12 protein-coding genes are annotated in these 14,511 nt (G+C 63.0%); 10 read left to right on the top strand and 2 right to left on the bottom strand.

Annotated features, from left to right (window positions below):
* Positions 1-178 precede the first annotated feature (178 nt).
* From CK219_RS32150 to ftsH, 5 genes are all read left to right on the top strand, one after another.
* Positions 179-421, top strand: a complete 243-nt coding sequence (locus CK219_RS32150) for a four helix bundle protein (protein ID WP_245340473.1) — start codon at positions 179-181, stop codon at positions 419-421.
* A 242-nt stretch (positions 422-663) separates the two neighbouring features.
* Complete coding sequence (gene pal, locus CK219_RS13585) at positions 664-1,170, top strand: peptidoglycan-associated lipoprotein Pal (protein WP_095767281.1); 507 nt, start codon at positions 664-666, stop codon at positions 1,168-1,170.
* 232 nt (positions 1,171-1,402) lie between these two features.
* Complete coding sequence (gene ybgF / locus CK219_RS13590) at positions 1,403-2,557, top strand: tol-pal system protein YbgF (protein WP_095767282.1); 1,155 nt, start codon at positions 1,403-1,405, stop codon at positions 2,555-2,557.
* Positions 2,551-3,909, top strand: coding sequence for a tRNA lysidine(34) synthetase TilS (tilS, locus tag CK219_RS13595; RefSeq protein WP_095767283.1), 1,359 nt, complete (start codon positions 2,551-2,553; stop codon positions 3,907-3,909). Before ybgF ends, tilS begins: the two co-directional genes overlap by 7 nt.
* A gap of 122 nt (positions 3,910-4,031) precedes the next feature.
* The gene (ftsH, locus tag CK219_RS13600; protein ID WP_095767284.1) at positions 4,032-5,966 is read left to right on the top strand and encodes an ATP-dependent zinc metalloprotease FtsH; all 1,935 of its coding nucleotides are present in this window, start codon (positions 4,032-4,034) and stop codon (positions 5,964-5,966) included.
* Between the two features lie 195 nt (positions 5,967-6,161).
* Here ftsH and CK219_RS13605 read toward each other — a convergent pair whose 3' ends face one another.
* Positions 6,162-6,620 (bottom strand): hypothetical protein, encoded by a 459-nt coding sequence (locus tag CK219_RS13605; RefSeq protein ID WP_095767285.1) that lies wholly within the window; start codon positions 6,618-6,620, stop codon positions 6,162-6,164.
* Between the two features lie 242 nt (positions 6,621-6,862).
* Positions 6,863-7,726, bottom strand: coding sequence for a hypothetical protein (locus tag CK219_RS13610; RefSeq protein ID WP_095767286.1), 864 nt, complete (start codon positions 7,724-7,726; stop codon positions 6,863-6,865).
* Between the two features lie 367 nt (positions 7,727-8,093).
* On the opposite strand from CK219_RS13610, the gene glmM reads away from it, so the two are divergent.
* The 5 genes from glmM (at position 8,094) to serA (ending at position 14,503) form a co-directional block, all read left to right on the top strand.
* On the top strand, positions 8,094-9,446 hold the full coding sequence (gene glmM / locus CK219_RS13615; protein ID WP_095767287.1) for a phosphoglucosamine mutase: 1,353 nt from the start codon (positions 8,094-8,096) through the stop codon (positions 9,444-9,446).
* Between the two features lie 218 nt (positions 9,447-9,664).
* Entirely contained in the window at positions 9,665-10,480 is an 816-nt protein-coding gene (locus tag CK219_RS13620) for an outer membrane protein (protein WP_095767288.1), read from the top strand.
* Between the two features lie 201 nt (positions 10,481-10,681).
* Positions 10,682-11,467 carry an outer membrane protein gene (locus CK219_RS13625; RefSeq protein ID WP_095767289.1) on the top strand — a complete coding sequence of 262 codons (786 nt, stop codon included), beginning with the start codon at positions 10,682-10,684 and terminating at the stop codon, positions 11,465-11,467.
* Positions 11,468-11,661: 194 nt separating this feature from the next.
* Positions 11,662-12,837 (top strand): phosphoserine transaminase, encoded by a 1,176-nt coding sequence (locus tag CK219_RS13630; protein ID WP_095767290.1) that lies wholly within the window; start codon positions 11,662-11,664, stop codon positions 12,835-12,837.
* A gap of 64 nt (positions 12,838-12,901) precedes the next feature.
* The gene (serA, locus tag CK219_RS13635) at positions 12,902-14,503 is read left to right on the top strand and encodes a phosphoglycerate dehydrogenase (protein WP_095767291.1); all 1,602 of its coding nucleotides are present in this window, start codon (positions 12,902-12,904) and stop codon (positions 14,501-14,503) included.
* Positions 14,504-14,511 lie beyond the last annotated feature (8 nt).

Genomic DNA, 14,511 nt, shown 5'->3' on the forward strand with positions numbered 1-14,511 from the left:
GGGGGGCGGGGAACTGAGGAATTGAAGAATTGAAGAATTGAAGAATGGAGAAAGAGGGTAGCTACATCAAGCGCGCGAAGGATCTGGAGGTCTATAGGCGTGCTTATGCAGTTTCCCTCGAGGTCCATAGAGCACACTCGTTTTCCCGAAAATCGAGCAATACGCGCTGGCTGACCAAATGCGTCGATCCAGCAAGGCGATCTGCGCCAATCTGGCTGAGGGCTTCGCCAAACAGACCCATTCCAGGCCCGAATTCGCGCGGTTCATCTCGATGGCTCTGGGATCGTGCAGCGAAATGGAAACGTGGATTTCTTACGCGTTTGATCTTGGCTACATCACGCAGCGGCAACGCGACGAATGGCTGCAAGCCTATGCCCACATCTATGGAATGCTGGTGAATCTAAGGGAGAGATTGAAGTGACCCTTTTCGCCAATTCTTCAATTCCTCAATTCTTCAATTCCCCTTTTTCACAACCCGGTCGCGTTTTGGCCGCATTTCCGCCTAGGGTCCGCGCGCAGTGTCGCCCCTTCGTAAAGCGCGGGGCAAGCAGTCGCGGACGGCGGCTCGAAACCAAAAATTAACCGTGTTTCTTGAATGCCGGTTAACCCAAACGTGGTTACTGGGTGATCAACGAAATCACTCATATGCGAAGGAGAGGCGGCATGGGCCGTATCGCAGCACTTACCAGAAACCCGGCGATGATCGCTCTCGTGATGGCGCTTGCCATTACCGGTTGCGCCTCGAAGAAAACCCCGAACAGCGCGGCCGATCTCGGCCTCAACGGTGCCGGCGCCGCCACGCCCGGTTCGGCGCAGGACTTCACCGTCAACATCGGCGACCGCATCTTCTTCGATACCGATTCCTCGTCGATCCGCGCCGATGCGCAGACCACGCTGGCCCGCCAGGCGCAGTGGCTGAATCAGTACCGCCAGTATGCGATCGTCATCGAAGGCCATGCCGACGAGCGCGGCACGCGTGAGTACAATCTGGCACTGGGCGCCCGCCGCGCCGCCGCCACCCGCGACTTCCTTGTCTCCAAGGGCGTCTCCGCCGGCCGCCTGAAGACGATCTCTTACGGCAAGGAGCGTCCGGTCGCGGTCTGCGACGACATCTCCTGCTGGTCGCAGAACCGCCGCGCCGTCACCACGCTTTCCGGCGCCGGCTCCTGACGCATGATACCGAAGATCGCGGTCGATTTTCGGTAACGGCGCTCGGCGTCCCAGGCGACAAAAATACAACATCCCAAAAATGAAAGGCGGCCTCAGGGCCGCCTTTTTCCTTTGCAACAAACCGAAACAAAATTTGGCCGAAGTCTCGCGTCCTGCTATGAGCGCGAGGGCGCTTCCTCCCTTGTTTGATTTGGAAAGGCGCATCAGGCCAACACCCACCGCGAGAGACAGAATGCACTTCAGAACGGTCCTGAGCGGCACGCTTGCGCTGCTGCTCGTATCAAGCCTCCCAAGCCTTGCCGCGCCGGCCGACAGTGCCGGGCCGGCCGCCGACAGCGGGTTCACCTTCCATCTGCCCACGCTCGGCATCTTCGGCGACAAGAAGAAGCCGGAACAGGCGCAGGTCGCACAACAGGAGGGCGGCGCCGGCGTGACTGGTCTGGAAGACCAACTGCGCCAGCTGAACGGCAAGATCGAGGAGATGAATTTCCAGATCCTGCAGATGCAGGAACAGATCCGCAAGCAGCAGGAAGACAATGAGTTCCGTTTCCAGCAGCTGGAGGGCCAAGGAGGCGCCAAGCCGGCCGGGCAGAAGAAATCGGAAGCCGCGCCCCAGGACAACAATAACGGCAACACCAATCTCGGCGATGCCGGCACCGGTCAATCCGGCACCGGCGACGCCGGAGCCGACAATAGCGTCGCCCAGGCCCCGGCGACGCAGCCGCCGGCTGGCACCGGTGCGCAAAACGGCGGCAAAAGCGTTGGCGACGTCATCGTGGAATCGCAGACCGGCGATCCCGGCAAGCTGATCACCGGCGCGCCGCCGAAGAATTTCGGCACCATCACCGTCGACAAGAACGGCAACGTGGTCAATGCCGAGACCGGCCCGCAGGCCAGCGCGCCGGCGGAAGCTCCCGCGGCCACGGCAAACGCTCCTTCCGCCGAAACGCCGGCCAAGAAGAGCAAGTCCGGCGGCACCGAAGTGGCGGCACTGCCGTCGACCAACAATCCCGACGAGCTCTATCGCAATTCCTACCAATTCATCCTGTCGGGCGATTATCCGACCGCCGAGCAGGGTTTTCGCGACCATATTTCCCGCTTCCCCAAGGACGCCAAGGCGGCTGATGCGCATTACTGGCTAGGCGAGTCGCTGCTCGGGCAGCAGAAATACCGTGACGCGGCCGAAGTCTTCCTCGCCGCCAGCAAGGACTATCCGAAGGCGAAGAAGGCGCCCGACATGCTGCTCAAGCTCGGCGTTTCGCTGGTCGGCCTGAAGCAGAACGACGTCGCCTGCGCCACCTTCAGTGAAATCGGCAAGCGCTATCCCGATGTTTCCGGCGCCCTCAAGGAACGCATCAAGCAGGAAAGGGCCCTGGCGTCGTGCTGACGCCCGACAGCAAACCTGACCTTTTGGACTGCCTTTTCTCCGACCTGGATCTTTCGACCGGCGCCATTGCTGCCGTGTCCGGCGGCAGCGACTCGACCGCCCTTCTCCTTCTCCTCAAAGATCACCTCGACCGGACGGCATCGGCCGCCAGGCTGCTCGCGGTGACCATCGATCATGACCTGAGGCCGGACTCGGCCACTGAGGCGCGGCTCGTTCAACGCTTCTGCGCCGAGCGCGGCATCGCGCATCGCATTCTTGCCTGGCGCGGCGACAAGCCCGCGACCGGTCTGGCGGCCGCCGCGCGCGAGGCGCGCTACCGGCTGCTTGCCGAAGCTGCCGGCGCCGAAGGCATCAAGCTGATCCTGACCGGCCACACTGCCGACGACCAGGCCGAGACGGTGCTGATGCGGCAGGCGCGCGACGATGAGGGCCGGGGCCTCGCCGGCATGGCGCCCGCCACGCTGTTCGACTGGCGGACATGGATCGTCCGGCCGCTACTTGGCACAAGGCGCGCGGCACTGCGCGAGATGCTGCGGGCTCGCGACATCGGCTGGATCGAGGATCCGACCAATGCCGATGCCCGCTTCGAGCGGCCGCGCGTGCGGGCGAAGCTCGCTCAGGGCGACGGCGAACAGCGTGTCGCGCAGGCGCTGGCACGGGCGGGCCAGGCGGCTCTCGAGCGCCGGGAAATCGGCCGCCGCGCCGCCATGCTCATCGACGCCTTTGCCGGCAGGCCGGTTCCGGGCCTCATCCGCCTCGATCGCAAGTTTGCCGGACATGAGGATGGCCAAGCCGCCATCCATGCACTGCGCATCCTGTTGGCCACCATCGGCGGCGTCTTGTTTCTCGCCGACGAGGCGCGCTGCGCGGCGCTGCTTTCGCGCCTGCGGTCCGCTCCGTTTCGCGCCACATTGTCGCGGACGGTTATCGATGCGCGACGAACCGGCATTTTCCTTCGGCGCGAGAACCGCGACCTGCCTGCCGCCGCGCCACCGCAGCACAACCGGCTCTGGGACAATCGGCGGCGCATCACTTTGAAAGACGGGCCTGGCGATTTGGTGATCGCGCCGCTGGGGGCGGCCGCCGCCGGGAAAGCGCCCTTGAGCGAGGATATCCCGCCGAGCCTTTCGCGCGCCGCGCTTGCCGCGGAGCCCGCGCTGTGGTCCGCCGGCGAATGCCTTGGTTTTGCGGGCGGCAATGCCGGCTCGCGATCGGTCTCGATCGCTCCGGCGGTGGCTCCTTTCGCGCGCTTCCTGCCGTCCTTCGACATCGAGCCCGCCGCCGCCGCGGCGACCCTGGTCGGCGCGCCGCCGTTGCCGGCACCGCCATTCCGCCGCCATGATGGTGGTTGAGGGTGGGCGAAAGCTTAACCGATACGTGCTGTTCTGCTTGGCAAGGGGGGGCGCTCTCCCTATGTTAGGCCCAAGCTAATCCATTATCGCGGGTCCGCGCGCGGACGCCAACGGGACAATAGATGAATCCGAATTATCGCAACCTCGCGCTCTGGGCGATCATAGCGGTCCTGCTCATAGCCCTGTTCAATCTTTTCCAGACGCCGCAGACGCGCGGCGCCACCACGGATATCGCCTATTCGCAGTTCCTGCAGGACGTCGCGTCGGGCCGGGTCAAAAGCGTGACCATCGCCGGCGCCCGCATCTTCGGCAACTACACGGACAACGCCAACGGCTTTCAGACCTATTCGCCCGGCGACCCGTCGCTGGTCTCCAGGCTGCAGGACAAGAACGTCACCATCACCGCCAAGCCCGAGACCGACGGCTCCAATTCGCTGTTCGGCTATCTGATCTCGTGGTTGCCGATGATCCTGATCCTCGGCGTGTGGATATTCTTCATGCGCCAGATGCAATCGGGCTCCGGCCGCGCCATGGGCTTCGGCAAGTCGAAGGCCAAGCTTTTGACCGAGGCGCATGGCCGCGTCACCTTCCAGGACGTCGCCGGCGTCGACGAGGCCAAGGAGGATCTCGAAGAGATCGTCGAGTTCCTGCGCGATCCGCAGAAGTTCCAGCGCCTCGGCGGCAAGATCCCGCGCGGCGTGCTCCTGGTCGGCCCGCCCGGCACCGGCAAGACGCTGCTCGCCCGCTCGGTCGCCGGTGAAGCCAACGTGCCGTTCTTCACCATTTCCGGCTCGGATTTCGTCGAGATGTTCGTCGGCGTCGGCGCAAGCCGCGTGCGCGACATGTTCGACCAGGCCAAGAAGAACGCGCCCTGCATCATCTTCATCGACGAAATCGATGCGGTCGGCCGCCATCGCGGCGCCGGGCTCGGCGGCGGCAATGACGAACGCGAGCAGACGCTGAACCAGCTGCTGGTCGAGATGGACGGTTTCGAGTCCAACGAGAGCATCATCCTCATCGCCGCCACCAACCGGCCCGACGTGCTCGACCCGGCGCTGCTGAGGCCCGGCCGTTTCGATCGCCAGGTCGTGGTGCCGAACCCCGACATCGTCGGCCGCGAGAAGATCCTCAAGGTGCATGTGCGCAACGTGCCGCTGGCGCCCAATGTCGACCTCAAGGTGGTTGCGCGCGGCACCCCGGGCTTTTCCGGCGCCGATCTGATGAACCTCGTCAACGAATCCGCGCTGATGGCGGCGCGCCGCAACAAGCGGCTCGTCACCATGGCCGAGTTCGAGGACGCCAAGGACAAGATCATGATGGGCGCCGAGCGCCGCTCGTCGGCGATGACGCAGGCCGAGAAGGAGCTGACCGCCTATCACGAGGCCGGGCACGCGATCCTGGCGCTCAACGTGCCGTCGGCCGATCCGCTGCACAAGGCAACCATCATCCCGCGCGGCCGCGCGCTCGGCATGGTCATGCAGTTGCCGGAAGGCGACCGGTATTCGATGAGCTACAAGTACATGATCTCGCGGCTTGCGATCATGATGGGCGGCCGCGTCGCCGAAGAGTTCAAGTTCGGCAAGGAGAACATCACGTCGGGCGCCTCCTCCGATATCGAGCAGGCGACCAAGCTGGCGCGCGCCATGGTCACGCGCTGGGGCTTCTCCGACAAGCTCGGCCACGTCGCCTATGGCGACAACCAGGAAGAGGTCTTCCTCGGCCATTCGGTGGCGCGCACCCAGAACATCTCGGAAGAGACGGCGCAGATCATCGACGCCGAGGTGCGGCGCCTGATCGACGACGCCTATTCGACCGCCAAGACCATCCTGACCAAGAAGAAGAAGGAGTGGATCGCGCTCGCCGAAGGACTGCTCGAATACGAGACGCTGTCCGGCGACGAGATCAAGCAGCTGATCGCGGGCAACAAGCCCGCCCGCGACCTCGGCGACGACACCCCGCCCAGCCGCGGCTCGGCCGTGCCGAAGGCCGGCACCGGCGGCCGCCGCAAGAAGGGCCCCGAGCCCGAAGGCGGCATGGAGCCGCAGCCGTCAAGCTGAGGTGGTGCGCGAAAGACTGATCGAGAAACGCCGCGGCTTGCTCCGCGGCGTTTTTGTTTGCATTGGAGACAAGGCAAGGCTTCCCTCGTCCTGGCGCGTAGATATCGCCCAACAGCAGATCCCAGATACTCCCGAGGATGATGGCTCAACGTCTGCGGGAAAAACGGTGAACCGCTTTATCCGCCGTATTTGATTTTATGATTCAGCTTTCAGCCGCGCATTGCAGAGGCTGTAGTAACCGCCGCCTTTCTGGATCCAGCGAAGGCCGTTCAACGTACCCGCTTCCTTGTTGTTGTGGTAACCCTGCAGGCAGGTCTTCATCCGGGCCTTAGCGGGCTTTTCGGTCTTGAACTCGGCGGCGAGGGTGGTTGGGAATGTCACGCCCGCCGGCGCTACCGTGGGGACGACCGCCGCGCTGGTTTCCGTTTTCTGCTGCTCCGCGGATGTGACCGGATCCGGGCTGACGCTCTCCGCGGCGGACGTCGCGCATTTCTCCTTGCGGAAAGCGGCCCAGTCCATGCCGTTCAGAGTGCCGCCTTCCTTGGCCGCCCGATAGGTCTCGCTGCATTCCTTCATCGTCAGCGCGCTCGCAGGTGAGGCGTTCCAAGCGACCAATGCCGTCACAGCCAACGCCGACAATTTCAAACTGAACATTGAGACCCTCCTGATTGATGATAAGTTTGACATCTTTTTGTATACTGTTTGTTCCCTATATGTTCAACCGGAATCTTTGCGAGCTGCCGACAAAACCTGGCGATGGGCAGTGTGGGCAAATTGACGATGCCGACAGTCCCGCCTTATGCAGATGCGAGCAAGGCCGCGGGCGTCTTCGCCTGCAACAAAAGGCCCGCGCATCTTGCGACGCGCGGGCCTTTTCCCTTCGAATAATTAGGCGATCAGCTCTTCAGCTTGGCGTTGCAGAGGCTGTAGAAGCCGCCGCCTTTCTGGATCCACTTCAGGCCGTTCAGCGTGTTGGCATCCTTGTTGGCATAGTACTGCTCGAGGCAGGTATGCATGCGGCCCTTGGCCGGGGTCTCGTTGGCGAATTTCGGCGAGATGGCGGCCGGGAAAGTGACGCCCTTCGGAGCGGTCACAGTCGGCTTGGCCGGTTCCTTCGTGAAAGTCGCCTCAGTCGGCGCAGGCACGGTGTCGTCATCGTCGGCACCTGCGCCGCATTCGGCCTTGCGGAAGTCGTTCCACTTCATGCCGTTCAGCTTGTTGGCGGTCTTCGCAGCCTGGTACTTGGTGCTGCACTCGGCCATGGTCAGGCCCTTGCCGCCATCGGCAGCGGCGGTCGAGGTCTTGGTCGTGGCGGTTTTGGTGGCGGGGGCGGTGGCAGCCGCAGCGGTTGCGCCAGGGCCGCACTCGGCCTTGCGGAAGTCGTTCCACTTCATGCCGTTGAGCGTGCCGGCGGATTTTGCAGCCTGGTATTTGGCGCTGCACTCCTTGGAGCTCAGGCCCTTGGCCGCGTCGTCGGCAGCGGCGGCCGCCTTCGTCTTCTTGGCGGGCTTGGTGTCGGCGGCCTTCGTATCGGTCGCGGCCTTGGTGTCGGTCGCGGCCTTGGTGTCGGTCGCGGTGGCGTCGCTGCCGCACTGGGCCTTGCGGAACTGGTTCCAGGTCTGGCCGGCGAGCGTTCCCGCATCCTTGGCCGCGTTATACTTGGTGCTGCACTCGGCCATGGTCAGCGCGTTGGCCGGCGCCGCCAGGAACAAGGTTGCGACGGCGATACCCGTCAAAGCTGCAAGTCTATGAATAAGCATGGCGTTTTCTCCCTTGCTGCCGCCAATAAGTGTCCCTATGCCAAATCAATAGCTCTCAATGTCCGGTTGCGCCAGATGCTTCCGGCACAGGCGCTCTCACAAAGTGTGTTATTCGCGATAAGGTGATGAATTGCCTGCCGGTTCGCCGCCAGCCAGGCTTTGCCGGGAACAGGGCGCCGACAAGCCTCGCACCGGCAGGTATAGCGCCGCCACGTCAAAGGTGGTGACAGGCTGTCGAATCGCTTGCATCGCCCGCTACAATGTTTTTCTAAGAATTGGTAATATACAATCACGAAATTTGATGATCGGATGCGGCCCAATCTGTGGCAAAACGGGCGGCTGAAAAACCGACGGGGACTTGAGACACATGGCAGGTCAGTATTTCGGCACCGACGGTATCCGCGGACGCGCCAACAAATTTCCGATGACGGCCGAGGTCGCCATGCGCGTCGGCATGGCCGCCGGGCTCTCCTTCCAGCGCGGCAATCATCGCCATCGCGTCGTGCTCGGTAAGGACACGCGGCTTTCCGGCTACATGATCGAGAACGCCATGGTGGCGGGCCTGTGCGCCGCCGGCATGGACGTGTTCCTGCTCGGCCCCATACCGACGCCCGCGGTCGCCATGCTGGTGCGCTCGCTGCGCGCCGACATCGGGGTGATGATCTCGGCCTCGCACAATCCTTACTACGACAACGGCATCAAGCTGTTCGGTCCCGACGGCTACAAGCTTTCCGACGAGATCGAGGAACGCATCGAAGGCATGCTCGACAAGGACATCGAGCTGGCGCTCGCCGATTCCGACGGGCTCGGCCGCGCCAAGCGCGTCGACGGCGTGCATGACCGCTATATCGAATTCGCCAAGCGCACGCTGCCGCGCTCAATGTCGCTTTCTGGGCTGAGGATCGTCGTCGACTGCGCCAACGGCGCGTCCTACAAGGTGGCGCCCGAGGCGCTGTGGGAGCTCGGCGCCGAGGTGGTGGCGATCAATGTCGAGCCGAACGGCTTCAACATCAACAAGGAGTGCGGCTCGACCCATCCGGCCGGCCTGCAGAAGAAGGTGCACGAGGTGCGCGCCGATATCGGCATCGCGCTCGACGGCGATGCCGACCGGGTGGTGATCGTCGACGAGAACGGCACCATCGTCGACGGCGACCAGATCATGGCCTTGATCGCCGAGTCCTGGCACCAGAGCGGGCGGTTGGCCGGCGGCGGCGTCGTCTCCACCGTGATGTCCAATCTCGGGCTGGAACGCTTTCTTGGCGACATGAAGCTGCAGCTGCACCGCACCAAGGTCGGCGACCGCTATGTGGTCGAGCACATGCGCGCGCATGGCTTGAATGTCGGCGGCGAGCAGTCCGGCCATATCGTGCTGTCCGATTTCTCGACCACCGGCGACGGCCTGGTCTCGGCGCTGCAGGTGCTGGCCTGCATCAAGCGGCAGAACCGGCCGGTCAGCGAATTGTCGAAGAAGTTCGAGCCGGTGCCGCAGCTCTTGAAGAATGTCCGCATCTCCGGCGGCAAGCCGCTGGAGGAAGCTGCGGTCAAGGCGGCCATCGAGGATGCGCGCAACCGGCTTGGCAAAGCCGGCCGCCTGGTGATCCGTCCCTCCGGCACCGAGCCGCTCATCCGGGTCATGGCCGAGGGCGATGATCCACAGCTGGTCGAAGCGGTCGTCAACGATATCGTTGGCATCCTGCAGGACACCCGCAGCGCCGCCTGAACGCCGTCCCGCAGTTCCTCTAAATCCGCAAGCCCGCCGCCAGGCGGGCTTTTGGTCGCCGGGCGGGCAGATCGGACAACGGCGTTCGCTCTAAAATTGTATAGATTCGTGGTTAATCGGTACGGTTAAACGGCTTTTAACCTTTGCAATTCATTATCCAAACCCGAGGTCAATCATCTTCGGGCGATGTCGTCCCGAGGCTTCTTAGGGGTGACAGAATGTTCAAGACAGCAAGAATGGCATTGCTTGCCGCGCTGTTCGCGGGGATAGCCGGACCGGCTCTCGCCGCCGACCTCGCGGAACCGCAAATCGAAGAAGCTCCACCGCCGGTAGTCGAACCGCAGCCGATTGATGTCGGCGGCTGGTATATCCGTGGCGACATCGACTATCACAAGTCGACTTTGCGTGGCATCGACTACATCACATACGGACCACCGCCCGGCACCAACGATTTCGATTTCGGCAAGCTAAAGGGTGGCTTCTCGGTAGGCGGCGGTGTCGGCTACAAAGTCAACGACTACTTCCGTACCGATCTGACTGCCGACTATTGGTTCAAATCGAACTTCAACGGCCAGACCTCGGACCTCACCACGACATCAACCGAAGTGTCGAGGATGAGCGCCCTACTGCTGCTCGCCAACGCCTATGTGGATATTGGCACCTGGCACGGCATCACGCCTTATGTCGGCGCCGGCATCGGCGGCGCGCACATCAAGTGGGACACGGTCCACGATCCGAACACCACCGAGACCAATCCGGGGTCATCCAACTGGCGCTTCGCCTACGCTCTCATGGCGGGCGCTTCCTACTGCCTGACCGACAGGGTGATCCTCGATGCGGGCTATCGCTTCACCCACATCCAGGGCGGCCGCATGTTCGAGTTCGATTCGACCAGCTCCGGGCCGGGGTTCGATCATGGCATAAACACGCATGAAGTGCGCGGCGGCCTGCGCTACCAGTTCGGCGGCAACAATGGCTGCGCCGCACCGGTGGTCGCCTATCAGCCGGAACCGGAACCGATCTACACCAAGTAATCGCTTCCTGAATCCTGGAATTTCAAAGCCGCCCGGCGCCAGCCTGGCGGCTTTCGTTTATGCGTCGCCGATAAATGTTGATTGAAATCAATTCGGTAACGGGCTGTTATCCTTAACCGCCACTTAACCACTATAGTTAACAATGGCTCTTGAAACGGCGCCCGCGTTCGCGGCTGGCGCCAATTTCAGGAGCCGGGGACCATGATATCAAGATCGCGTATCGCGTCAGCGCTTGCCGCAATCATCCTGTTGCCGATGACGCCGGCGCTTGCGGCCGATTACGATCCGCCGATCTATGTCGATCAGGCGCCGGACTATCAGCCGGTCGAGATCGGCTCGGGCTGGTACCTGCGCGGCGATGTCTCGTATCTGGCGAACAAGAGCTTCAAGAACGGGGATTTCACCTTCCCGTCGACGATCGCCAGCGAAAGTTTTAGCGAGAGCGAGGACGCGTATTTCGCGAGCATCGGCTTCGGATATCATTTCAACGATTACCTTCGCGCCGACATCAACCTCGGCTACCTGCCCGGCAACAAAGCCAGCTTCAGCTATGACGACACAGCAACCGTGGTGGCACCGGCAACGGCGACCGTGGGAGATGGAAACCTCAAGAACTATGCCTTCTCAGGCATATTGAACGGCTATGTCGATCTTGGCACATATGTCGGCATCACGCCCTATATCGGCGCGGGTATTGGTATCGTTCAAAGCAAATACAGTCTTTCGGCGGATTATTTCACCGACAACGGGGATGCAAGCGACGACTTCTCTCGGCGCAGCAGCAAAACAAAATATTCCTTGGCCTACACATTGAACGCCGGCCTTGCCTACCAGGTCTCGAAGAATGTTCTGATCGACCTTGGCTATCAGTATTTCTCCGCGCCCGAGGCCGAATATGTCACGGCCGCAAGCCTGAATTCCTTCCCTGTCCACAAGGGCATCAGCAATCATCAGATCAAGCTTGGGCTGCGTTACGATCTCTGGTGAGCCACGCAGGCTGAGAGGTTTCGACGGCGGGTCCTAAGGGCCCGCCGTTCTCCTTTCGGATCGAGCGCGAGTTGGAGCGAATATCCCGTCCGCGACAAAAACTTTGCTCTTGACGCCGAAGCTCTGAGCGCATATCGCCGTCCGTGGGCCACCCCTCCCCAACGAGGGGCCACTATCTGGAAGGATAGACCACGATGACGACGCTTACCAAGCCCGGACTCCGTCCGGCAAACCCCAATTTCTCTTCAGGTCCCTGCGCAAAACGCCCCGGCTGGTCGGTCGAGGCGCTGAAAGCCGCCGCGCTCGGGCGCTCGCACCGCGCCAAGATCGGCAAGGCGAAGCTCGAGCAGGCTATCGAGCTAACGCGCGAAATCCTCAAGGTTCCCACAGATTATCGCATCGGCATCGTGCCGGCGTCGGACACCGGCGCGGTCGAGATGGCGCTCTGGTCGCTGCTAGGCGAGCGCGGCGTCGACATGGTCGCCTGGGAGAGCTTCGGCTCGGGCTGGGTGACCGATGTCGTCAAGCAGCTCAAGCTCGCCGATGTTCGCAAGCTCGAGGCCGGCTACGGCGAGCTGCCCGATCTGGCGCAGGTCGACTTCGACCGCGACGTGGTCTTCACCTGGAACGGCACGACCTCGGGCGTGCGCGTGCCGAACGGCGATTTCATTCCCGCGAGCCGCAAGGGCCTGACCATTTGCGACGCGACATCGGCCGCCTTCGCGCAAAGGCTCGATTTCGAGAAGCTCGATGTCGTCACCTTCTCCTGGCAGAAGGTGCTGGGCGGCGAGGGCGCGCATGGCATGCTGATCCTGTCGCCCCGCGCCGTCGAGCGGCTGGAGACCTACAAGCCGGCCTGGCCGCTGCCGAAAATCTTCCGCCTGACCTCGGGCGGCAAGCTGATCGAGGGCATCTTCAAGGGCGAGACCATCAACACGCCGTCGATGCTGTGCGTGGAGGATTATCTCGATGCGCTCCGCTGGGCGAAGTCGATCGGCGGCCTGGAAGCGTTGATCGCCCGCGCGGACGCGAATGCCGCGGTGCTCGACCGGTTCGCTGAGAAGTCGACGTGGCTCGGCCACCTCGCCGTCGATCCGGCGACGCGCTCGAACACATCAGTGTGCCTCTCCTTCACCGACGCGCAAGTGGCGGCGCTCGACGCCGATAGCCAGGTGGCTTTCGCCAAGGGGATCGTGTCCGCGCTCGACAAGGAAGGCGTCGCCTACGACATCGGCTCCTACCGCGATGCCCCGCCCGGCCTGCGCATCTGGTGCGGCGCCACCGTCGAGACCGCCGATCTCGAAGCGTTGCTGCCCTGGCTCGACTGGGCCTTCGCCACGCAGAAGGCGTCGCTCAAGGCAGCGGCCTGAGTTTCATGGCGGCCCGCGGGCCGCCAGTTCCCGACACATCTATTCCCACGTCAAGGAGGCCGCAATGGCGCCCCGCGTTCTCGTTTCGGACAAACTTTCCACCACCGCCGTGCAGATCTTCAAGGATCGCGGCATCGACGTCGACTATCTGCCCGATCTCGGCAAGGACAAGGAAAAGCTCGCCGAGGTGATCGGCCAGTATGACGGCCTCGCCATCCGCTCGGCGACCAAGGTCACCGAGAAGCTGATCAATGCGGCAACCAGGCTCAAGGTCGTCGGCCGCGCCGGTATCGGCGTCGACAATGTCGATATCCCGGCCGCCAGCCGCAAGGGCATCATCGTGATGAACACGCCCTTCGGCAATTCGATCACCACGGCCGAGCATGCGGTGGCGATGATCTTCGCGCTGGCGCGGCAGATACCGGAAGCCAATGCCTCGACCCATTCCGGCAAGTGGGAAAAGAACCGCTTCATGGGTGTCGAGATCACCAGCAAGACGCTGGGCGTGATCGGCTGCGGCAATATCGGCTCGATCGTCGCCACGCGCGGCGTCGGGCTGAAGATGCATGTGATCGCTTTCGATCCGTTCCTGTCGGACAGCCGCGCCGAGGAGCTCGGCGTCCAGAAAGTCGAGCTCGACGAGCTCTTCGCTCGCGCCGACTTCATCACGCTGCACACGCCGCTGACCGACAAGACGCGCAACATCATCGACGCGGCGGCGATCGCCAAGATGAAGGACGGCGTGCGCATCATCAATTGCGCCCGCGGCGGATTGGTCGTCGAGGCGGACCTGGTCGCGGCGCTGAAGAGCGGCAAGGTGGCCGGGGCCGGCATCGACGTGTTCGAGGTCGAGCCGGCCGAGAACAACCCGCTGTTCGGCATGGAGAATGTCGTGGCGACCCCACATCTCGGCGCCTCGACCACCGAGGCGCAGGAGAATGTCGCGCTGCAGGTTGCAGAGCAGATGAGCGACTACCTGATCAAGGGCGCGGTCTCCAACGCCATCAACATGCCTTCGATCACAGCCGAGGAGGCGCCGCGGCTGAAACCCTTCGTCAAGCTTGCCGAAGTGCTCGGCGCCTTTGTCGGTCAGGTCACCGAGGATCCGATCAAGGAGGTCGAGATACTGTTCGACGGCTCGACCGCGACGATGAACACGCGCGCGCTGGTGAGCGCTGCCCTTGCAGGCCTCATCCGGCCGCAGGTCTCCGATGTCAACATGGTGTCGGCGCCGATCATGGTGAAGGAGCGCGGCATCATCGTCGCCGAGGTCAAGCGCGACAAGTCGGGCGTTTTCGACGGCTATATCAAGCTCACCGTCAAGACCGAGCATATGACGCGCTCGATCGCCGGCACCTGCTTCTCCGACCACAAGCCGCGCTTCATCCAGATCAAGGGCATCAATCTCGATGCCGAGGTCGGCCAGCACATGCTCTACACCACCAATGCCGACGCGCCCGGCATCATCGGCCTGCTCGGCACGGTGTGCGGCGAGAACGGCGTCAACATCGCCAACTTCCAGCTCGGCCGCAACCGACCGGGCGGCGATGCGATAGCGCTGCTCTATCTCGATGCGCCCTTCCCGGAAAGTGTGCTGGAGCAGGTACGCGCGCACAAGTCGATCGACTCGGCGAAGCGGCTGCGCTTCGACGTCGGCGGCGAGTAACGTCCGGA

Origin of the sequence: Mesorhizobium sp. WSM4313 (assembly GCF_002294725.1) — a bacterium.
In the GTDB taxonomy this organism is placed as follows: Bacteria; Pseudomonadota; Alphaproteobacteria; order Rhizobiales; family Rhizobiaceae; genus Mesorhizobium.